Origin of the sequence: Halosimplex salinum (genome assembly GCF_003730195.1) — an archaeon.
Taxonomy (GTDB): domain Archaea; phylum Halobacteriota; class Halobacteria; order Halobacteriales; family Haloarculaceae; genus Halosimplex; species Halosimplex salinum.
Map to the genome: position 1 here is coordinate 1 of NZ_QWGG01000007.1, position 22393 is coordinate 22393.

The window sequence follows — 22393 nt, forward strand, 5'->3', positions numbered from 1 at the left end:
CCGCGTCCACGCACGAACAGAAGTGTTCCTTGCGTTGTGTCTGCGGCTCGTCGTTGCAATCACCAACTTCGAACGAGGAAACGATCCGGGCTGTGAGAAGCTATGAGATGGATTCTATGACACGCTCTAGAAGGTAAAGTAAATGCTCGTGTCATTGATTTCTCCTGCGGGGACTTGCTCACGGTCGAACATCTCATCAACAGCGTCGTCGGAGTCCACGAAGTCAACGAGGTGGTTGCGGAGTTCCTGCAAAAAGACGTGGCTCAAGACTTCCTCTTGGTCGTGACCGGAGATGCATTCCCCGGTGTGCAGGTTTTCGACGCAGCCGTCGACATCCGGAGAGAAAAACAGTGACTCGACACGCGACAGCTCATCCAGATCGACGTTGAGTGCGTCAACGCGTCCTTCGGGAAACGCGTTGACGCCATCAAGTTGCGCATCGGCCACGGTGTGCTTCACAGTATAAGCGTCGCGGAGCGCGATGGTTTCCTCATCGCTGAGCTGGGCAGCCCGGTCACACGTCGACAATACCTCTTGCACCACTTCGTCCCTGATCTCAGGGAAGACTAGGTCAAGCTGCTCCTCAAGATAGGTGTCGACACAGCGTTTGACAGCGTCATCATCGACATTGCGCTCGGGCAGGTCATCGACGAAGTCAGGGTCGGCCCAGAGTTGTTCGTTGATGACCTGCGTGTTGTAGGTGATGCGGACAAGTGATTCAAGGAGCGTGCCGGGGTCGTTCTCCAGTTCATCGTAGACGAGATCGACGATACCCTGTCCCCCTTCCGTCCGCTCGAAGATGAAGACGATGCCTTCCTCGGGATCCAGGCCGTAGAACAGCATGGACGGGTTGACACCGCCGACGTCCGCAACTAAGTGAAGGAAGAAGTGGGCGGCTGTATGATATGCTAATTCGTCGATCGGGACTTCGTCCAGGTTCTTGTACCGGGCGACATCAGCGATGAGGTCCTCGTTGTCCTCAACGTAGGCGACGAAGTCGGTGAGATCGTAGATGAGGCCGCGTGTCTTCAGATCGAAGCCGAGCGGTGTCTCCGGGCTGTCGATTTCACGTTGGATAGGGTCGTCTCCGGTAAACTGGATACCCAGATCGCCCATCGGCCGGGCGGGAGTGATGTCCAGAGAGACTCCTTCCAACGTGACTTGCCCGCGGATCTCGGCGAGCGCGAGACTACCGGTTGTGTCCTCTACGTCAGTGTCGCGGGCGACGGTCCGGACCTGGGGTTCGGCATGGACTTTGCCCCACGCTATCTCGTTGTGTCGGATGCACCGTTGATCGTCAAGCAAGGTCAGGCACTGCGGGCAGTAGGCCACGATGTTGAGCGCGCGTTGTCCGGTGACATCAGGGATCTCTGAGAGCTGGATGGAGTCCGGGATCAGCATTCCGTTCCGCCGGTCTCCGGGGATGTCGCTGAAGTCGAACTGGACCTCGTTGCCCGTTGGCTGTTCCCCGTAGCTTTCGACTTCAGTCGGTGGGAGGAAGAGATGGAGGCTAGAAGATTCGTTTTGGAATTCACTGCGGTACGGTGCGTGGGAGTGGACGAGGCTGTCGATGGTTTCCTCGTTATCGTCGAACCCGTTAGGGCCGATCACAGTGAAGAACTGGCCGCTGCTGCCGAAGTACGATGGCGGCACGTACCAGATCTCGTCGTTGTAGGTGCGGTCGGTGACCTGGAGATAGCGGTGGAGGTAGTAGGCCGCACGGAGCAAGTGCTTCACGTAGTGGAGACTCATATGTGGCCGGTTCACCCGGCTGTCAGGGTCTCGTTCGAGGTCGCGGTATTCTCCGAGCTGGTCAAGGACGCGACGGAGGTAATAAATCTGGTATCGTTCGTCGATGTTCTCCTCGAGCCGGCCGTCACCGGCGATCGAGCTTAGGATGTCGACGGCATCACTGAGATCGTTTATTCGGTCGAGGGAGACATCTTCAGGGCGGTCATCGATGTGGATGTTGATCTGGGCGCGGAGTCCGGTGAGATCGCCGACTGCCGAAATGATCCTGCCGAAGAGCTGTTCATACTGTTCGACACGTTCGGTCTCAGCACCGCGGTAGCCGTCACGGGTCTCCTCACGTAGCTCCGCGAACTCGTCGCGGAGTTCGTCAAGGTCATCATCGAGGTCGGAGGCGTCGCTGCTGTCAATGTGGCCCTGGTACTGGTCGGCAATGTCGACGTAGTGGCTGATAACTTCGAGGGTCCGTTGCCGGACTTCGTCGACGTACTGCTCGAAGGCGTTGTCGCTACGGGTAATTTCACCGCTCTCAATGTTGATCAGGTCATTGACTTCCGCGAACTCCTCTTCCAGCTCGCATTCGCGTTCGTTGAGTATGTCGCGGACGGATTCGATCCCTGCCTCCGTAGTCAACGGTTCGACGGTGTCGTCGATGTCGAATTCGGCAAGGAGGAAGTCGCTGGGATTGAGCAGTAACTGGTAGAACTCTTGGTACTGCCTGTCCTGGGTGAGGAACTCCTCAAGGAATGTTTCTTCTTCGCCGCGGCGGATGCGGCGGTTCTCGATGTCGCTCGCCCGAGTATAGTAGGTGTTGAGGGTGGTGTGGATCCACTCGATGACGTCGTTGTCGGGCTTGAGCGGGGTGCGGAGCTCGGAGCTGAGGAAGCGGTCCGCCCGGTAGAACATGTTGGCGTCGTTCGTCAGGTTAGACAGGAAGACGAAGATGTGGGCGTCCATACCTTCCTCCCGAGCGGCGCGGCCGGTGCGCTGGACGAAAGAGGACAGGTTCTGCGGAGTTCGGTACTGAGTGACATGCTTGATCTCGCCGATGTCAATCCCGACTTCAAGGAACGAGGTAGAGAGGAAGATATCGCTTTCAGCGGCATCCTCCGCGTCGAACCCTATCTCGGAGTAGACGGAGAGGAAATCGAGGGGTCGGTTCTCGATAAAATCGTAGTCCATGGCATCAGCGATGTCGGCCCAGTCTGCTTCCGGATTCGCCGGTTGCTGGCCGCGCGGCGACCGATCGGTATGGTGGTGCCACAAGGGGGGTTCGTCTTGGTTGTCGTCGCCGCGTTCGGCGTCGTCGAGCTGGGCTTTCTTCTGGTTGACCTGACTGATACTGTCGATGAACGACAGAGCTTTGCCCTCGTTGCCGTCGGTATCGCGGAGGAGGCTGTGGCCGATCAACAGCAGTTGCTGGATCATCATGGAGGAGGCACCCGGTCCGTCCTCCGGTGATAACAGGAAGTAGTAATGCTCCTTGTCGTCGTGGTCTTGTTTGAGGTCGGATTCAGGGACGTCGACCGTGGCTAAATGATCGGAGGGGAAGTTGAACAGCTTTCGTATGAACCGGTCGGCGTTGTCGATCGTGGCACTCGCCCCGATCCAGAGCAGGGGTTGGTCCGTGATGTCGTTAATGTTGTCGATGATCTTGGCAGCATGTGCGCCACGCAGCCGGGTGTAGAGGTGGACCTCGTCCAAGACAAACGTGTCTACGTCGTCGATGATGTTGTAGTTCGGCTTGAGTGCAAAGAGCTCCAACGATTCCAGCGTGGTCAGCAGGATGTCCGGGGTTTCCCCATCCTTGATACGCTGGCGGCTCAAGACGAGTTCGTTGTTGGTGAAGTTGTGAGTGTCGTCTGCCTCACAGCGAATGGTGTAGGAGTCCGAACTCCCATCATAGGTAAACGCGTTCGTCGTGTTTTCATCGCCGCACCAGCAGTGCGCCAATTGGAACGTTTCCCGTCCGTTCTCGGATTCGAAGTAATCATCGCGGACATCGCCCACGCTGTAGGGCATACCCCCCATGTAGACACCGACGGAGAGTGGTGCCTGCTCGCCGGCAGACCGCATGGAGTTGACGTGCTTCAGGATCCGGCCGAGCTGGTCTTGGAGGAGTGCTCGCCGCGGATAGACGATGACCGTGGTATCTTGCTCACCGTCCCGCAACTGTTGGTACAGCGGGCCGAGAAATGCCTCCGTTTTCCCGAACCCGGTCGGAGCCGACAGGATAGCGGCATGGGGCTGTCCTATGTCGTGGCGTCGCTGGTGGAAGTCGTTGATCAGCTGCCAGCTATCAACCTGGAAGTCGAGCGGGTCGAAGTCGAAAATATCGAGGATGTCGTCAACGAACGGGTCGGCGCCGTCGTACGGGGTGGACAGCCGCCGTTTCTGCTCTTCGCTGGTGTATTTGACTGCGTCGGTCACCGGATCGCCGTTGTGGTCGGTGCCGAGCAGCTGGCGATTAAACAGCATTCCGCGGACCAGAGGTCGGACCTCTGTTGGGACCCGGTTCGGGTTCGTTGTGTGGTCGCTATATTGCATTAGTGGCGAAGTTGACGATCCGCCAGACAGTCAGAGATCGTGTCATCGATACGTATGCTGAACTGATACAGTGGTCTAATTGAATAACTTTCCTCTTGATCGAGCGCTCATTGCCCATCGAACAATAGACGTCACTGAAAATGATGAGTCTGTATCGGAGAGGTGACGCAAAGGCTTAGTGAGGGGTATCCGTCCCCACTGTCATACGGCCAATGCCATCTCCGCTCGACGCATTTACAGCCGCCACGGATCGCGCCTCCGAGATCACGTGGTGGAATCGGAAACTTACCAAGCTCAACCGTATTTCAGGCGTTACCAACGCTCCTTCTTTTGTCTCCAACGAACTGGTGGACACCAAAGGCCCGTATCTCGAATTTGTCTCACCACCGGCCACAACGACACGACCCGCCACCGAGTTACTGGACCAGTACGACTACGATGACCGGGTTGTCGACGCGATCGTCGACGAACTGTTCGGCGGCGACCAGGCCGGCTCACTCTACCAGCATCAGGCAGAAACGATTGAGGCCATCGAGACGGACTCCGACGACAACATCTTGGCTGTGCCGACGGCGACTGGGAAAACAGAGTCGTTCTTCTTCCCTTTACTCAATGACTGTGTGTCGACGAACGAAGACGGATTGAAAGCCATCATCAACTACCCGATGAAGACGCTGGGTGTCGACCAGCTCAATCGGTTTCTCCGCTACATCGACACAGTAAATCAGGAACTGCCGCGCGAGGACCGCGTCACCATCGGGATCTGGGATCGAGATACGCCAGCAGCAGTCGGGCCACGTGACTTTGACCTTGAAATAGGCGCTAACATCCGCGGTCTAGAGTGTCCCCGTACACAAGATGATCTACGGGTAACTACTGATGGAACACCGGGCAGTGAGAGTTGGACCTACCCATGGCTCAAGATCACCCGAGAGCAGATTCGGGACGGGGTCGACATCCTCCTGACGAACCCGGAGGCCCTTGATTATATGTTCGTCAGTGATAATGAGCATACCCGTGATATTTTGGGACAAGGGCCGGAGAAAAGCCCGGTCCAACACGTGGTCTTTGACGAAGCGCACGTTTGGAGCGGAATCTCTGGGTCCAGTATCGGGTTGCTCATTCGCCGCCTCAAACAGTTCTACGCAGCGCACGACCCGCAAGTCACGCTCGTCTCAGCCACCATCGAGAATCCCAGCGACTTGGCCTCTGTCCTGACCGGGACGAATCAAGACGAGGTCAACGAGATCGGGTTCACTGCCCGCGACTTCCCGGTCACCGGTACGACTGATTTCGACCGGTTTGCGGAGTGCTCACTCCGCGACATCGTTGAAACACTCGTCCTCACCGAACGCCACGCCGTCGACCGGGAGACGTTCTGTGACAGCTATCCCCAGTTGACCGGTGCAGTCACCACATTGGAGGAGATCGGACTCTTGGCAGGACCAGACCCCTTGAATGTACCGGACCAGCACCGAGACTGGGTATTCGCCCCCATCGCTGACAGCATCGATACTGAACAGGAAGCCGATACAGCGAAAGCTATCCAGAACGGTGGGACAGCGCTCGGGATAGCAGCCGAAGAACTGGATATCTTGACGGAACAGGTGGTGGAGCACGGTGATATCGGCGGCAGATGGTTCCAGTTTATCCGTGATACGGTTCCGGAAGTCGCGACTCTGGCATCGTGGTTCATGGACGAGTCGACCACCGAGGTTGAGTTCGAGCACTACGCTGACCTCGTGAACCGACTAGAGGAAGCAGGTGCGTCGAACCCGGATGAAACGGTGTCGGCCCTGCTTGCTCTAGGACGAGCAGCCGGGATGGTGACGGCGAAGTACCACATGTTCGCCAAACCGCCGCGGAAGATCTACTGGTGCCAGACATGCGAGGAAGTGATCCGTGGCCGGTCTTGTCCCGAGGGCCACCAGACACGGGAACTCCGGTTCTGCCGGACCTGCCATCACCCGTTCGTCGAAGTCGACACCGAAAACGAAAACGAGGACGAAGATGAGGAGGTGTTCCAACCGGTCTACGGCGGCGGAACGGACGGTCCATGCCCTGGCTGTTCGACGTCGCGGCTCCGGTTGACTGATATCACGGTGCCGACGCCGACCCTGCTTTCGTTCATGTTGACGTCGCTGTGCCGGTCGATGCCGTCCGAGAAGACGTTGGTCTTCTCTGATTCACGGTCGACAGCCGAATCGGTCAGCAACGAGATCATCGGAACGGAATACGGGCTGACCGCTGAGACGCTGTACGTGAAACAGTTGATCGAGGAAGGTGGCCAAGCCGAGGTTCGGTCACTGTTTTATCCAGTAGTGGAAACCTTGCGTGAGCAGTATTGGCAGCCACTGCAACAGAACACACCGGATCGGGAAACGGACGCGAACGACATTCTCGTCGAGCTATGGAACGAAATTGAGCCGAACGCACGGCTGTCTGAGTGTCAACATCTCCGCGAAGCAGCGCTTGTTACCCCCGCATGGGTCTACACTTGTCCCAACCCGAAGACCGCGGCGATAGGCCACGAGGTGTTCAATCTCTTTGTCACCCGGTTCCCGCCTCAGTTCCAGAAACACGGGATTCAGTTCAAGGGGTATACCCGAGAACGGCTGGTCAACAAGCTTGAATCCGAGACACGGTTCACCGAACAGGAACTCAGTGAGGTTGTCGATGATGTGCTGCAGGGCTTGTTGGACAGCGGTGTCCTTGAATTCAAGACCTGGGATGATGTCCGTAGCACAATCCTCAACGCGGGCAAAGACGAAGCAACTGAGGACGACGTCTTCGAGTATATCGAAGACCAGATCGAACATCTGGAAGCACGCGACGGATACGGTGATGTCGGCGGTGGCATCTTCGTTGTGCAAAACTACGCGAGTGAAAGCGACCTCCAACTGGTCCCCCGAGTGACGTTCTGCGACGACTGTTATACGGCGTCCCCTGTCCCCCGTGATGGTGACAGCCTTGACCACTGCCCGACTTGCGGCAATACGGTTGACGTCCACCAACGATTCCGTGTCGAAGACGACGGTTCGTTGACCCTCCTCGGCTGGGCAGACATCGAGAGTGACTGGGAGTACCCGGTCGACCACTGGGGTCACGACCTCCTGTCACCCCTCATCCCGAGTGAAGGGACGCCAGTGTCGCGCGACGAGGTCGAGGCACTGGAGCTGGACTTCATCACGGTCGGGATCCACAAAGGGGATGTTCCACCGACACTGCGGAGCGCTATCGAGGAGGGGTTCCGCAAATCGGATCCAGATGTCAACATCGTTAGCGCGACTCCGACGATGGAACTCGGTGTGGACATTGGTGCCCTGGATTCAGTGGCACAGGTCGGGATACCGCCAACCTTGACCAACTACGTACAGCGCAGTGGCCGCACCGGGCGGACACGCGGCAGCGAATCTTTGGTGGCCACCACGGTACGCGGGACCCATCCTGTCGACGCACACTACTACGATGATCTGGATCGGTTCTTCGGCAGCTTCGATCCTGTCCGTGTTCCGGAACCGTTCGACTTCGACGAGATTCTGGCTGGCCATGTCGTGACCGAAGTCGTTGGCTATCTCGCTCGCAACCCGCAACCGGGCGACACGTTCGAGGCGACCTATCGGGTTGATCAGTCGGTCGACTCGGTTGCTGCGTTCGCAGACCGGGTCGAAGCGAATCTTGATGAGCTACGCACCTTTGTCCGCGACGACATGGCAGACCAGTTGCGGGACCATATCGAGGGCGTGTTCAGGCAACGCGGCTTAGAGGTTTTCGACGAAATCTTCAGCGGTGCTGGGCCGGTGAGCTTTCGGCAACGGACACAGCAAACCTGTAGCCAACTCCGCAGCTTTAGTGGCAGTACCGATCTCGATGACATCCGTAACGGGAATGACCGATTGGATTTCTGGCTCAACCGACTGGGCTACCTAGCGAACTACCGAGAGTTCGGCCAACAATTCCCCGTCCAGTTCGAGGGCAGTAGTGAAAGCATCTCGTTCCAAGGCGATGGCCGCCTTTACGACTTCTACCCTGGTGAGGAGAACGAGCGCGGTGCAGTGATGACCTTGTACGGCTCAACCTATCTGGTATCGGACGTTGAGGGGACGCAGGAACCGTTACAGACGGTGGCGATCTGTACAAACGACGACTGTACACGGCCGTTCGAAAGCTACCGGACAGCAGCGGAGCAGTGTCCGCACTGCGGCAGCCCTTTGGACATGATTTCGATTCACGGTGTTCAAGCAGTCAGTTGCCGGAAGGCCTACCAGTTTGAAGACCAGTTCAGCACATCGCCTATCATGACAACTCACGTTGCTGGGCGCAGCGAGGCAGCGGCAAGCGACGAAGCCGTGGCATTCGGCCTCACCTGTGATATCGCGGTTGGCAGCTACGACGTGATCGACTTCATCCCGGCATTTGAGCGCCGCCATGCGATGGGATCCGGCAAAGATATCAAGCGGTCTGAGGCACGGATCCCTGATAGCGACACCGACGATGCTCGGCATGCACCTGTGGGGAACCAATACGCGACACAGGGAATCACTCTCAGGTTTGAACAGGCGGAGATGGCTGATCGGCTTCCGGACACGGCGTTGGAGCAGGAAGGTGAGGCAGTGTGGCCCCAACTGTTCATTAGCCTAGAGCAAGCGCTGACAAAAGCAGTTGCCGTCGAGACGCAGAGTGACCAAGACGATTTCCGTGTGAAAGTGATGGCAACCGACGATGAGGTCTGTGTCTACATCGTCGATAACCGGCAGGGTGGCAACGGGATCGCGACACAGGTTGACCAGCACTTGGACGCTGTCGTCAACGAGGCTAAGAATGTTATCGACTGTGACGAGTGTAGCGGCTACTGTGAGAACTGCCTCTTAATCGACCGGACGCCGGCTACCTATCTCGACAACGACTTGCTGAACAGGACAATATTGGCGAAGGCATTAGGACAGCCGGCATGACTGTCTTCTCCCGACTACAGATGATGGGGCGAGATCGATGAAGTGGCAGGCGCTCCAATCGTTCCTCTCTCAACAGGGCGTATTGTTCATCCACGACACGACCGAGCAACGGCCACAGTTCGGACTGCTCCGCTGTCTGCCCGCGCTCCATCGCCTCGGTATAGCGGAGTTTACGTATCCGTGGCAGTGGCGGAAGCTGCGAAACGGTAACGGCCAGGGTCTGTTCCCCTACCAGTACACCTTGCTGCCGAACATCGAGTACGACGATCAAATGCTGGCAGCACTGACGACTCAATACTACGAGGATAAGACACAGCACTCGATCAGCAGCCTGATCAATCAGTGGCGGCACAGCGGAACGATGGTCGTCGTCGCCAACGAGAGACGATTTCAAACCCAGCAGGGGTTGCGTCCGCTCTACCACGAACCCTTCGCCATTGCACGGCGCCCCTATACTGATGTCTATGACGCGGTCCAGCAGTGGTACAACGACCAGGGCTTCGTTTTCAGACTGACCGACACACAGAATGTCTTCCTCCAAGACAACGCTATCTTGTACGAACTCGTCTCTGGTGAGACGGTAACCCAGACAACTGACCTCTTCGACGTGGTGAACGATGCGCCGTATCTCCCGCTCTACGACGTGATCGCCGCAGCGTTCCAAAGTGAGGACGGCCTCGGAACAAGCCCCAAGAAGGATGTTACGTTACAGGCATTTGCCGATTGGTTCCGTCGCCGTATCGAGTGGGAGCCTTCTGAAGCAGAGGCAGTTGTTCGTTCACTGAACGCCATGGTCTCGGAGAATATGCGGGCATTCGATCCGGCTGCTGTGGCTCAGGACGCAGCGATGATCGACGCACGTCGTCAAGCCAATGACCTCGAATCGACACCTATCGGGCAGACTTACAAAGCGTGGCTACAACGGGACCCGTAATGGCCGCTGCTGACCAAGGCTATATACTCAACACTATCCAAAATCCTCGGTCACTCAAACCGGTATATGAATCAGTCAATCGCGGCAATACGATTGGTGACGAGATTGTCGATGATACCGGGCTGAGTGTTGCTGCCGTTGATGAGGGAGCGAAGGGATTACAGCGGTTAGGATTGCTCGAGTCCAATGACGAGGAGTACGCCATTCGGGAGTACACCTGGTCAACAGGTGATGAGATGCGTGACTTCCAGCTCACCGCGCTAGAACATCTTGCCTCGTCACTTACTCCCGCTGACTGGGGAAAGCAGGCAGTGTTTCACCTCAACTATACGTACCTTCTCAAAGAGGACCACCACCGGATCAACGACAACGACGAAGCGGTCCGGAAGCAGATGGACCGCTGGCAACGCGATGAGTTGGACTACTACCCAACCTACCGCGGCGACCGGATCGATTTGAACCCGAACAAGATGGAAAACTGGGGCCGCCTCGCCACGTATCTTGGCTTGCTTCATCAGTACGACACACACGAATTCACGGTCTATCCTGATCCAGAGATCATCTATCACTCGGTCGAGCGAGCGCACGGCGCGGTTGGGCGGACAGTCGACAGCAACGATGTCATTGAGGTGTCAGCGTATCTTGAGTGGCTGTCGACCAACCTGATCTACCTTCCAGACGACACAGCAGGCGTCCCTGCGGTCCTCAGCCGTGCCTTGTTCCACTTGCTGAAAGAAGAACAGATCCGCCTGGCAGAGATTGGGGACCAAGGCGCAATCACCTTTGACCGGATGCCAAGCCACCGTCGACGCGAACAATCCGCGAACTCCATCGTCCTCACGCCATGAGTAGCGAACCTACGCCTAAGACGTCCGACGACCTGTTCTGCCCTCACTTTCATGAGAAGAATGAATCCGATCTGCGAAGCCTGTTCAGCCGGGTTGCCGCAGTCCGCGCTGAAAATCCGGAGCTGTTCTGGTTCACCCATCGGCCGATCGAGCTCTTCCAGACTGAGGGAGGTGTCGACGGGCCATCTCTGGAAAGCGGTGACGAACGGGTTGTCACCGAAGACGATGTCTACCAAGAGTTCTCCGCGAGCCGTAACAAGAACTTTGCTGTCGTTATTGAGGGGGAGGTCGGGACCGGGAAGTCGGAACTCTGTGTGGCACTCACCCACAAGTTAGAGAACGAAGCTAATCGGCCGGTTCTGCGTGTCGACAAAAACACGGACCTGATGTCGATGCTGACGGAGGAAATCCCCGATTTCTACCAGACACACTTTGGCGAGACGTTGGATACGTCGTCTCGGTTCAAACGGCTTGAAGACGATATCAAAGAGCGACCGCGGATGGTCGCAAGCCACGCGGTCTCGACCGCCTTGCTGGAGATCGGGTGGGACGGCTACGAAACGACGATCGAACCGGCACAAGAAGACGAGATCTTAGATTTCGTGGCGGAACGGATCCGTGAACGGCTTGTCGAGACTCGGCAGTATGGTGAAGAGCCGAATTTGGTGACCAAGCAGGAGTACGATCAGAACAGTTTCCTTCAGGTGTTTGAGGAAGATGCCGATGCCTTCGAAGGACATCCAGCGGAGAAACTGAGCAGCGGGTTCTGGCAGGCATTACTTGACCAGTACGACACCCCGCCGTTGACAGATCTGCTGGAAGAGGTCGGTGAGAAATTCAACGAGGAATACGATGACAAACGTCCGGTCGCGGTCTTTGAGGACTTCTCGATCACCGGGATGCAGGCACGGCAACTCCGCAATTTCATGGAACGCGATAATCCCGGTGACAACTGGGATTTCATCGTCGCCGGAACTCGCGACTCGACTGCCGTCCTCCACAAGCGGACTGCAGAAGACCGATTCCGGTTCTACCGGACAAACAAGCAAAATTCCAACCAGGTCCTCTTCCTTGATGATGGATCAGCGGTTGACTTTATCCGGCCGTACCTCGGCTACATCAAGCACCACGATGGCAGCGTTCGCTACGACCGGGGCAATGACACCGGCGAATTCACCCTACTGGACCCGGAGTCAGACTCGCTCTGCGCAACATGCGGGCTGTGCGACGACAGTTTCCGCGACCTATTCCCATTCAACCAGCGGTTCGTCGAACGGATCTACACCGGGCTTGATGAAAGCGAGCAGTCGCCCCGTGAGCTGATCATTGTCGTTTTCGAGACCGTCCTCGAATACTTCAACGGGACTGCTAGGTGCCCTGCCACGGCAAGCCCCTTAGAGCATGTGACCAACCGGGTTGTAGCCCACGACGATGTCTATCACGAAGCCGAAGTCTTCGCCGATGTCGCAAAATGGTACGGCGATACCGACCGATACGAGGAGTACATCGCCGTTGACCGGGCTTTCTTCGAAGCGTTCGACCTCCTTCCTGAACACCAGGAAGAAGACGACCTCCCCGCGAATATCGAACTGACCGACGACCACGTCAAGATTCCCGGCGTTGGGTACAAACCTCCCGAAGATTACGAATCGGACCCGAGTGAAGAGACCGACGGTTATGACGAAGATGAGTCAGAGGAAGCGAGCGAAGACGACGGAGAGGACGATGATGACGACGGAGTGAGTCGTGTTGAGCGGATCATCAACGAACAAAGCGGCTACGTGGACAACTGGTACGCCAACCCACACGACGAGTCGTATGTCGAGACGGACGCGTACCTGCGAACGGCGTTCACCGACCTGATCAACACGTTGACCCAGGATTACTCACTGTGGACGGATTGTGATCTGCGATACAATCTTAGTCGGTCGGATGATCCCTTCGTGTACGCATCGGCAGAATCAGCTCCAAACCCGGATCAGATTATCTTAGATCCCCGTGATTTCCAACGGTCCGACATTCGGGAGCTGTTACAATACGGGATTCGGCGTGAGGAGGCAGACGCCAGCGCCGATCAGCAACGGATTCTCGATATCGTCGGCGGACACCTGACAGCGTACGCGCGGCAGTGGCGAACGAAAGTCCGACAGCGGTATATCGAGGATCCGTCGGTCTACTACAAGTACGACCCGCCGTACGGGTTTGACGATTTCATCCTTGCAGCCTATGCGTGGATCGTGGTATTAGACGACCCGTGGCAAGAGGTGACAGCAACGACGCTGAACAAGCGGTTCGCAAGCGGCGAAGAATACGCGTTGGACGCGACATTGAAGACGGCACTGACGGATGAATTGGCTCCCGAAGCGGAAGACCATATTGAGGCGTTCATGGGATATGCGGATGCGTTTGACGCCCTTGTCGCGGAACGCCTCGCTGTCAGTGACTCGACTCTGAACCTTCCTCGACTCCGTCGATGGCTGAACCATCATGAACCGCAAGACGTGTTGAGCCGACTCCGTGCCGACCCTGACCAATTGAATTCGCGTGTCCGATTCGATACTGACACGAAACTGGTCGACATGGTGACCAAGGCCTTCCGGATGCAGAAGTCACTGGACCAGCAGGAAGACCAACTGCACGACTACACGGTCGCACAGACCACATTGAACGAGTTGGCAGGGACGGATATGGAGTGGATCCATGACAAGGTCGAAGTCTTAGATAACTACGACGTGGACCGCTCGCTGTATGAGTCACTGCTGCAGTTCGATTCGTATAGTCAAGATGAGGTGGATGCCGTGGTCGCGGCCAGCCAGTTATGTCTCGACACACTGGGTGCATCGACACAGGATTTGATCCATAAGATGCTGATTGAGTATAAATTGATGGAACACGAAGTCACTGAGGCGTTCAATGCGATCGACTTCGAAACGGGTGACACGACATCATCCTTCGCCCCGCACTTCCAGGAGGTGAGCCAGTACTATGTGGAAGGCGAGTGACCAATCCCAGTTTGAGGAGGAACTTGATTCCATCCATCAACGATATCTCCGTCAAGACTTGGAGGACCGGTTAGAGGATGTTGCAACCGAGATGGAGGAGACCATGCTGCAGGCAATCATTGCTCGAAATTTCCTCAGTTTGGGCATTGCAGTCTCCGATGATGCCAAGGGGCAGGTACGAGAAGCGAAGAGATTTGCCGATGAGCGTAAATTCGATGTCTTAGATGAGGTCATCGATGACGTTGAAGATAAGGTCAGTCAGGAAGCCCAAGAAGTCCAGGACGCGATCCAAGAAGAACGAACCGGAGAGCGAGACCGTGTCAGGGCGATGCGGAAGTTGAACGAGTACGTTGAAGCCACCGACAAGAGCCAACTCAAAGCACTGGAATCGCTGCTTGACGACTGGGATTGGAAGGCTCACGTCTATACCAACGAGAGTCAGGATTCATTCGAAGCGAAGCAACAGGAGGCACACGAGGTTGCTGAGACGATGTCGAGCGCCCTCCGACAGGTACAGGATGATCTCCTCGGAAGCTACAGCGGGACCTCTTTAGCGGATGTTATGGATCAACTCCTGTCTGACGACAGGTTCTATTTCAACGATCTTACTGCAGAAGAGCGTAAGGCGCTCACGGGATCGAACCTCGCAGATCACCTTGAAATCCGCCTCGGTTAGAGTCCTGGGTAGTAGAGAAGGTATATTTTCCAAGACTGTCGTTTACTCGAAATAGTCATCGAGTTCCGCTTGAACCTCAGAGGGAGAGAGGTCGAGAAAGTCTCCCATATTCTCCTGCAGAATTCGCTGGTGCTCGTAGAGCGTCTGTTTCGTCTTCTCACTATGGCCGGCCAGTCGTATTTTATCAACCATCCGTGATAGGTGCTCTAATTTCTGCTTTGTCCGATTGTAGGGTTGGGACCGAAATGCTCGCTCCTCCTCATCGATGAGCTGTATCTTTCCAGTCGGTTCATCGAGCTGTATTGGCGTACTGTCTACCGGCTGCTCGTGTTCCGTATCGAAGTTGAGATACGGTGAAAATTGCTCCAGAAGGTGCTGTTCGGCTAGTGCGTATTGGTCAGTCTCCCACCACCACAGATGGCTGATATCCCAGATATCCAACCGTCCGTAGCTTGCAACGCTTGAGTCTTGACGGATGAAATGCTGGCGGAGCCGTCCGCGAACATCACTACTCTTCCCGCCATAGGCCGGTTCGCCATCCAGATCAAAGAGACAGTAGACGCCCGGCGTATTGGTTGGGACCTGTTTCACCTTTTCTGACAACATCCTGTCCACACGGTGGTCTCCAGTGTCTAATACCACCGTCGATCTTACTACACGCATGCGGCACCCACTCTACGATAGAATCTGTCCCCCAGTCTGTGCTACATCAGTTCAGTGTCGAACTCTGAGGAATCAGGTCCCGATGATGTCGTCGTGAGGGCTTGTTCCGAAAGTGGATGATCTACGTTGAACAGTCCTTACGACTTCTCTTTCGTCGGCATCGTGTTGAGAGACTGCTGCACTTTCTCGGCAAGCTCATCCAGATGCTCGTTCCGGAAATGCTCGGTAAGACGCCGTGCCGGCGGATCCGTCGGGAGGACTTTTCCGACTCCAGTCTGTGTGAATGCGTCGTCGATAACGACTCGATACGTTTTGCTTGTTGCATACCCGAAGACCTGTTCATACTCATCGCCGTACGTCTTGAGGAATGACTTGAGGCGCCGAGTTACTAGGTCGGTCTGTGACGTATCGGCGTCAGTCAACACGTAATCATACGAGAGGATCGCGTCATCCCTTTCGTACTCTTTGGGCACCGGACCGTACAGTCCTGAGACAGACACTTTCTCGACACTGTCTCTGAGTCCTGCTTCTTGTAGCCGACTGTCGATAACGCCGTGTGTCCGTGAGTCGCTGTAGGGCTTTGTCTGACTGCACGGGACGAGTAAGCAAATCGGTCGCGTGGGATCCGGTTCAAACGATCGGTCCTGTAGATCAAAATCGCTCGGCGTATGCGAGAGTGACGTTCCATCCTGTGATGGGACGACGATTTCCCCATCGTCATTGAATATCGTCTGATATGTTTCCGGATTCGCCTCTGGTGCATTCGAGTCGATAGCTACGTCATCTGGAACCACAGACTCCAGTTCAGGCCACCGGCTCGCAGCTCGAGCGATCCCTGCGGCGATATCATCGTTGTCTTGAGCTGCGTCCCACACTTCTTGCTCTAACCTATTGTCGTCGATTGCGCGTCGGACATCGTCAACCTCCTCCTGGAAGACATGGAAGTTGTGGTGGGCGATCAGCGCGTAAAAATCGCTTTTCATGTACTTCATCGTCTGCCCGTCCCGTTTGACTTCGATTGGCTTGTAGGACTGATCCGCATTGAAGACGAACTTCATGTCCTGGAAACCGACTTCCGTAAGTTCCTTGCAGGCCTCACAAGTGCAATCCCACTCTGCCGCGTCGATATCGTCTACTACCTTTTTTTCACCTGTTTCCCGGTCAATGAACTTCTTGTGCTGAGCCGCTTGAATATACGTTGACGAGTCATAACTATCGACACCAAGCGTTGCTAGCAATGGTGCGAGTCGGCCCCCAATTCCAAACACGTGCAGGGCAATTTCATTGCGGCGCTCGGGAGGAATAGCATCCGTCGCACCTTGGACGATATCGACAAGGGTCCCGATATTCCCCGAACGTAGTGGGACGAGCGATCCAACTGCGAAGCCATCGATGGTCGATTCGTAGTCCGTTCGTTCAAGGAGGTTACTCACGTAGTAGGCAATCTCCTCGTAGTTGTGACCATGGATGGCCGCATAGACGGTTGGATCCCAATCTGCGTATCTCTCATTTTCTTCGAGAAGACGAATGCACTCAACAGCGCTATCAATACTATCCTCGACACGCTGGTATTTTTCTGCTTGATTGAGATCCGGTGGAATCGGATAATCAAGTGTTGCAAGCATATCTGCCCCGTAGTCGTACTGAAGCGAGAGAATAGATTCGGGATTGGTGTAGATTTCCCACTCGTTCTCTTCCCCTCCTTCTTCGGGTGGATCGCCGAATGTTCGTGAGTTCATCAGCTTGAACCCCCCGGAGTCAACGAACAATGGCTGCGTAAATGGGGCAGGATCGGGATTATCCTTTGGTGAGTCGTGATCGGTATGCCACTCGTGTAGGCCCTCGGCTTCTGTCCGCCACGTTTCGAGCGAATCGGGGCTCAGATGAAAATCCAGGAAGCTCATTGCCTGAAACATCGCACCCTGAAATTTATCGTCGGCAAAGAGGCGGTTCCGGAGACGACTCCAGATACCCCCGGAAACAGGTGTTGGACCACCAATCAAATTGAGTACAGGAAAGAACGCTGGTGTCTCAACAGCACCCTGCTGAGGTGCCTCAGGGGTATGGATCCGGCCGAGCCTACCCGCACCGAAGTCTGCTTCACTCACTAACTCGAATCCGCGCGACATCTGATTAGGTGTGTGAAAGACGGTCCGGGTTAATTAACTTCCTTCTCCAGAATATCCGGTCACTCTCACTGATAAAATCCACTAGCTGTCTCGTGATTTTCTGCAGTCTGTCTGGTTTACCCCTTCTGTCCTTGTTTGGCTCGACCCAGCTCACCCGGAAGATCCGTACGATCCGTTTAGAATCGCTCCTGCACTTCAATGATCTCGATACGAGAGGTGGTCCCGTTCTTGTAGATAATCTCGCTCTCCGCGAAATCGAAGATCACCTCGCCACCTTGATACCCGTCTCGCTCGATCTCCTGAAGCTGGTCACGATCACCCAGGTCCCAGCAGACGATTTTCTCGACACTCTGAAGCGGCTTCTCCGCTTCAAAATGATCCATAAGTGTGGGATGGAGGGAGCAACTCCAGAGTTCCCCGTCCTTGCGGATCATCGCATTGATGTCCGATCCCATCTGAAAGTCTTCCGCCTGTACCGTCTCGGCGGAACTGTTCGATCGCTCTAACGCGAGGAGTACCTCTGCTTGGTTTGTGGGTTCGAACGAATTTCGCTCCTTCACACGCTCACGGCGCTCTTCGACAGAAGATAGTTGCGACTCCGCCTTCCGATCAAGCTCCGCGATTCGGCGCTGTTCGAGATAGTCCTTGAACCACGGGTCCTCTCCCACTTTCGAGAGGAAGTGATCGAGTTCGTCGACGAGCGCCTGATAGACGGGGCTCGATTTGTTTCGGATCTTTCCGCGGTTTGCGGAGAGCTCGAGCTCCTGGCAGTTCGCGATGAAGAAGAAGTGGAGGAACTCGTTGTCGTGAGAGATGGCTTCGTTCACCCGTTCCACTTTGATGAAGTCCTTCGCTAACCAGACTCCGAATTGGGCGGAGTGTTTCCCGTAGGTGGGCAGTTCGTTTCGAGCGGCCTTCCCACCGACCATCCCGACCACCTGTGCTGTCGTCGTTCCACCGTCGTGAGGGATTGTGAGCTCTTGAGGCGGGTAGATCTTGCACATTCGCTCTGCAGGGAACTCACCAGTACTTGGTCTGAGTTGCTCCGATGGGAACTCGAGACGATTCGTGGTCTGAAGTTCCGACTGTGTGTCGTCGATCTCCTCGTCCAGAACGACGCGGATCTCCATCTCCCGCTCTTCCTCGCCGAAATAGTGGGCTGTCGAGCCGGCGATGGTCTTCCACTTGAGGTAGTGGTGGATCTTGTTGTAGGTGAGCGACCTAGGGTCGAACCCCTGCCCGGATTTGAATCCCTCAATTCGGATCTCCGTCCCGTCGGTAGATTCAGTCGGTTCTACCTCCGTAACTTCGTACTCCGGGAGAACTCGATCGTTGAGTTTCTCCCACGGGCGTTCCATCGTCGCCCGAAGAGTAGTGTCTCCAGTTGTCGTAGTGACGACGATCCGCTCGCTCTTGTAGAAAATCTTCGTCCCGTGGCCTTTGTAGCCAATCGAATCCGTCTTCTGGGAATTACCGAGGTCGAAGAACGTTTCCAGCTGCTGGCGGTTCATTCCAGTTCCATTGTCCTCGATGATGATCTCGGAACCATTTGGGTGGCTGGATATTTCGATTTCGACGTTCGTCGCCTGTGCGTCGTAGCTATTCGAGAGCGATTCCCGAATCACTTCCAGTGGATCCTCGAAGTCGCTCGCCGTCTCGAGGAACTCGTTGACCTCATTGACCTGTGGTGACTTTTTCATTAGAAGTACCCCCCAAGGGAGTCGTTGATGACGCGATGGGCAAACCGTCGCATCGATTTGTTCCGTCCGACAGTCGATTCGATATACTCTGCGAGTCCATCCGCTCCGTCGTCGTGGATGCACTCTCTAATTCGTGTTACCTCGTCTTTCTGGATGATCAGATTGTGCATGGATACGGCCCCCAGTTCGTCTTTTTTGTACTCGGCGTCCCCTCTCATCCATGCTCGGAGTTCCGGATTGGAACACACCGGACAGTAGCAATCTTCAAACGACGCTTCATCTAGCGGCACGGTATTCGTGAGCGACGTGTGGTACTTCCCGTTTATCGCCGCGTGGATGTACGAAGAGGAGTCGAACGAATCGACTCCGAGCGCGATCAGTAGTGGAATGGAACTGCTCGAAATCCCGAGGACGTGAAATGGAAGATCATCGAACTCGTAGTCGGCCAAGACCTCCTTACAGTCGCTGACTGCCGTAATCAGATCGCCTTTGTTGTCCTTCTTCGGAACCAGACTTCCGAGAGCGATTCCGTCGAAGCACGACCGGACGAGATGTGGGCCGAGAATATCTGTCAACTCAGATAAGAAAGTATCACACATCGAGTAGTTGTACCCGTGTATGGTGAGATACCGGACAGATTTATGGTCCCCAGACAATCGCAAGAACTCAGCGACATTCTGTGCTGTTTTCCTGGCCTTTTCGACGCGGGTCTGATACCCGTCGTCAGGCGTAATTGGATGGTCGAGATTGACGAGAACATCACCACCCAGTTGTTGTTGAATATCGAAGACCGCTCGCTGGTCAATCTCCATCTCGAAGTCGCTTCCATCTAACTCGCCGTCGTGGAGAAATTTGTATCCGCCAGAGTCAACGAACAGCAGTCCATCGAACTCGGAAAACTCTGACCGTTCCTTGATCGGTGTTTCGAGATATGTTTCGAACGTATCTCGTGGTATCCCGTAATCTGTGAGCGATGAGACAGAAACCATCGCTGCATCGAAATACTCAGCACACGCTTCGAGGTCCAACTTTCCTCGTCCCGTCATGAACTCCTTCATCGTCCGGTGGATGCCACCACCGAACAGACTCTGTTCGAGACCACCCGCATAGAAATTTATCACCGGGAACAGATTTGGTGTCTCGAGTGCAGTGTCGTCGAAGCTCAGTTGTCCCGCGCGTGCATCTCCTGCAGTCGACTCAACGGTAAACGAACTATGTGAGGTGACTGCATCGCCAACAATAGCTGAGTGTGACTTCATTGTGCCTGCGGTAGTTCAGTATCCGACTGTAGCGACTGCAAGAACTCCTTCAGAAAATGTCCCTTCTCTCCAAGGCCCTCTCCATCTACCAGCACTAACTCTGCGTCAAGACCGTTCTGAAAGCCGTCGATTGCCTCCCAGTACGTCTTTCCGGCGTTGACGACTATCTGTTCGTACTCGGAATTCTCAGCGAGTTCGCGTAGCTCCGTCGTGAGAGTCGGTCGAAGTTCAGCCGCGCGCTGCTCGTCCATCTTTCGGTCGTAGTTCTCAATGGGGTCGTCGGGATGGAGTAAACCGTACTCCGCAGAGAGAATTCTGATGTCGAATGGTGCGCCGTTGAGAGGGCTGTCGAGGGCGTTTTTGATGATCCGATAAAAGTACCCGTCGTATCGCTCGAACGCCGGAATCGGCTCTGGCGTGTCTACCTTCCGTTCTGAACAGGATTGGACGAGTAGTGTGTTCACGATGCGGGTGATCACGCCGACGGGTCTTATTGGTATCGCCGTCACCGAATCAGATGGCGCTGAGTTGAAGAGACGACAACGCTCGTCGATTCTACTAGTGTGATTCGGATGTGGCCACGCCCCAAAGTCTGCCCTGATGGGCACACTTTAGTATTCCCTAGGTAATATCCCGGTATGTCTCAGGGGGCAAAATCGGAACGTCGCACTCTCGGTTCGGAAGAACGAACGCTCGAAATCGGTAGTGAAACCCCCATCCGAATTAGCGCAGGCCATCGCCTGCAACACCACGACGGGAAGTGTTCGCGACCACACGGACATAACTACGAAATCTCGGTATCGGTCACTGGTGAGCTCACGAACGACGGCTGGGTCGTAGATAAAGGGGATATTACTGAGATATTATCTGAGTGGGATCATCGGTTCCTGCTCGAACGCGGTGATCCGCTCGTTTCGGCGTTCGAGCAGAGTGGTGATGGGGACGCACTGGTCGTTCTCGACCACCCGCCGACAGCCGAGGTAATGGCAGTCGTCCTCGAGCGTAAGATGCTGGAGGCGTTCCCGGATTCCGTCTCTAACGTCTCCGTCGAAGTGAGCGAGACGAGCGAACTCTGTGCCACGTACTAATGCCGGTCAATGCAGACGTCGAGAGACCGGACACGGAGTCCTCAGCAGAGTCCGCACAATCACTCCCGATCAACGAGCTGTTCTATTCCCTGCAAGGGGAAGGAAAGCTCGCGGGCGTTCCGACAGTCTTCGTGCGGACAAGCGGCTGTAATCTCCGCTGTTGGTTCTGCGATTCCTATCACACCTCTTGGGAACCAACCCACTCGTGGATGAGCCTCGACGATATTATTGACGAGGTTTCAGCATACGACCAAGCCACTCACGTCGTCCTGACTGGTGGTGAACCACTGATGTACGACGACAGCGTCGAGTTACTGAATCGGCTCGGCGAAGCCGGGTATCACACGACCGTCGAGACGAACGGGACAATCTACCGCGACGCACACATCGACCTCGCGAGCATCAGCCCCAAATTAGCGAGCAGTACACCGACACCCGAGAAGGATCCTAAGGGGGAGGGAGACTGGGCATCTCGTCACGAAGACCGACGGATCGACATGGGGGCACTCACGACGCTCGTCGACGACTACGAGAGTCAACTGAAGTTCGTCGTCACAGGTCCCGATGATATGGACGAGATCGAGGAGTTGGTCGACCGAGTCCGGGATGCAACGTCGACTGCGATCCCCGATTCAGACATCTTGCTGATGCCGGAAGGGGTGACTCGCGATCAACTGGACGAGACGAGAAATGAAGTCGCCGAACTGGCGACCGAACATGGATATCGCTACACGCCGCGGCTACACGTCGACCTCTGGAACGATGCCCCCGGAACGTGACACCGAAATCGATGCTACCGATCACAGACCAGCTACGGAGTATGCAGTTCCAACGACCCATTAC

General features: G+C 55.6%; 13 protein-coding genes and 1 pseudogene. 8 read left to right on the forward strand and 6 right to left on the reverse strand.

Going from position 1 to position 22393, the window contains the following annotated elements; translation table 11 throughout:
• Nucleotides 1-106: pseudogene (locus D1409_RS16755) on the forward strand (IS5/IS1182 family transposase); the annotation flags it as partial.
• A 20-nt stretch (nt 107-126) separates the two neighbouring features.
• Here D1409_RS16755 and D1409_RS16760 read toward each other — a convergent pair.
• The gene (locus D1409_RS16760; protein ID WP_123538147.1) at nt 127-4296 is read right to left on the reverse strand and encodes a DEAD/DEAH box helicase; all 4170 of its coding nucleotides are present in this window, start codon (nt 4294-4296) and stop codon (nt 127-129) included.
• A gap of 212 nt (nt 4297-4508) precedes the next feature.
• Between D1409_RS16760 and D1409_RS16765 the strand changes: the two genes are divergently transcribed.
• The 5 genes from D1409_RS16765 to D1409_RS16785 are packed head-to-tail and all read left to right on the forward strand — an operon-like array spanning nt 4509 to nt 14711.
• Nucleotides 4509-9251: a DEAD/DEAH box helicase gene (locus tag D1409_RS16765; protein ID WP_123538148.1), complete on the forward strand. Its 4743-nt coding sequence runs from the start codon at nt 4509-4511 to the stop codon at nt 9249-9251.
• A 37-nt stretch (nt 9252-9288) separates the two neighbouring features.
• Entirely contained in the window at nt 9289-10185 is an 897-nt protein-coding gene (locus D1409_RS16770) for a hypothetical protein (RefSeq protein WP_123538149.1), read from the forward strand.
• Nucleotides 10185-11033, forward strand: a complete 849-nt coding sequence (locus D1409_RS16775) for a hypothetical protein (protein WP_123538150.1) — start codon at nt 10185-10187, stop codon at nt 11031-11033. Before D1409_RS16770 ends, D1409_RS16775 begins: the two co-directional genes overlap by 1 nt.
• Nucleotides 11030-14035 (forward strand): hypothetical protein, encoded by a 3006-nt coding sequence (locus tag D1409_RS16780; RefSeq protein WP_123538151.1) that lies wholly within the window; start codon nt 11030-11032, stop codon nt 14033-14035. Before D1409_RS16775 ends, D1409_RS16780 begins: the two co-directional genes overlap by 4 nt.
• Complete coding sequence (locus tag D1409_RS16785) at nt 14019-14711, forward strand: hypothetical protein (protein WP_123538152.1); 693 nt, start codon at nt 14019-14021, stop codon at nt 14709-14711. Before D1409_RS16780 ends, D1409_RS16785 begins: the two co-directional genes overlap by 17 nt.
• A 42-nt stretch (nt 14712-14753) precedes the next feature.
• Here D1409_RS16785 and D1409_RS16790 read toward each other — a convergent pair whose 3' ends face one another.
• From D1409_RS16790 to D1409_RS16810, 5 genes are all read right to left on the reverse strand, one after another.
• Nucleotides 14754-15317, reverse strand: a complete 564-nt coding sequence (locus tag D1409_RS16790) for a GIY-YIG nuclease family protein (RefSeq protein WP_235853612.1) — start codon at nt 15315-15317, stop codon at nt 14754-14756.
• 194 nt (nt 15318-15511) lie between these two features.
• Nucleotides 15512-17482 carry a tRNA-guanine transglycosylase gene (locus tag D1409_RS16795; RefSeq protein ID WP_206425103.1) on the reverse strand — a complete coding sequence of 657 codons (1971 nt, stop codon included), beginning with the start codon at nt 17480-17482 and terminating at the stop codon, nt 15512-15514.
• Between the two features lie 197 nt (nt 17483-17679).
• A complete protein-coding gene (locus D1409_RS16800; protein ID WP_123538155.1) occupies nt 17680-19203 on the reverse strand; it encodes an ATP-binding protein in 1524 nt (507 codons plus the stop codon).
• The gene (locus tag D1409_RS16805) at nt 19203-20462 is read right to left on the reverse strand and encodes a tRNA-guanine transglycosylase (RefSeq protein ID WP_206425104.1); all 1260 of its coding nucleotides are present in this window, start codon (nt 20460-20462) and stop codon (nt 19203-19205) included. The genes D1409_RS16800 and D1409_RS16805 overlap by 1 nt, the downstream gene beginning before the upstream one ends.
• Nucleotides 20459-20971, reverse strand: a complete 513-nt coding sequence (locus tag D1409_RS16810; protein ID WP_164471742.1) for a DUF6884 domain-containing protein — start codon at nt 20969-20971, stop codon at nt 20459-20461. Before D1409_RS16810 ends, D1409_RS16805 begins: the two co-directional genes overlap by 4 nt.
• A gap of 129 nt (nt 20972-21100) precedes the next feature.
• On the opposite strand from D1409_RS16810, the gene D1409_RS16815 reads away from it, so the two are divergent.
• Together D1409_RS16815 and D1409_RS16820 are read left to right on the forward strand one after the other, a co-directional pair.
• Entirely contained in the window at nt 21101-21550 is a 450-nt protein-coding gene (locus D1409_RS16815) for a 6-pyruvoyl trahydropterin synthase family protein (RefSeq protein ID WP_123538157.1), read from the forward strand.
• On the forward strand, nt 21550-22329 hold the full coding sequence (locus tag D1409_RS16820) for a 7-carboxy-7-deazaguanine synthase QueE (protein WP_123538158.1): 780 nt from the start codon (nt 21550-21552) through the stop codon (nt 22327-22329). Before D1409_RS16815 ends, D1409_RS16820 begins: the two co-directional genes overlap by 1 nt.
• The last annotated feature ends 64 nt before the right edge of the window (nt 22330-22393 follow it).

Bases quoted from the DNA above. Each gene is read 5' to 3' on its own strand.
- D1409_RS16760 (WP_123538147.1), bottom strand. From the start codon at position 4,296: ATGCAATATAGCGACCACACAACGAACCCGAACCGGGTCCCAACAGAG.
- D1409_RS16765 (WP_123538148.1), top strand. From the start codon at position 4,509: ATGCCATCTCCGCTCGACGCATTTACAGCCGCCACGGATCGCGCCTCC.
- D1409_RS16770 (WP_123538149.1), top strand. From the start codon at position 9,289: ATGAAGTGGCAGGCGCTCCAATCGTTCCTCTCTCAACAGGGCGTATTG.
- D1409_RS16775 (WP_123538150.1), top strand. From the start codon at position 10,185: ATGGCCGCTGCTGACCAAGGCTATATACTCAACACTATCCAAAATCCT.
- D1409_RS16780 (WP_123538151.1), top strand. From the start codon at position 11,030: ATGAGTAGCGAACCTACGCCTAAGACGTCCGACGACCTGTTCTGCCCT.
- D1409_RS16785 (WP_123538152.1), top strand. From the start codon at position 14,019: ATGTGGAAGGCGAGTGACCAATCCCAGTTTGAGGAGGAACTTGATTCC.
- D1409_RS16790 (WP_235853612.1), bottom strand. From the start codon at position 15,317: ATGTTGTCAGAAAAGGTGAAACAGGTCCCAACCAATACGCCGGGCGTC.
- D1409_RS16800 (WP_123538155.1), bottom strand. From the start codon at position 19,203: ATGAAAAAGTCACCACAGGTCAATGAGGTCAACGAGTTCCTCGAGACG.
- D1409_RS16805 (WP_206425104.1), bottom strand. From the start codon at position 20,462: ATGAAGTCACACTCAGCTATTGTTGGCGATGCAGTCACCTCACATAGT.
- D1409_RS16815 (WP_123538157.1), top strand. From the start codon at position 21,101: ATGTCTCAGGGGGCAAAATCGGAACGTCGCACTCTCGGTTCGGAAGAA.
- D1409_RS16820 (WP_123538158.1), top strand. From the start codon at position 21,550: ATGCCGGTCAATGCAGACGTCGAGAGACCGGACACGGAGTCCTCAGCA.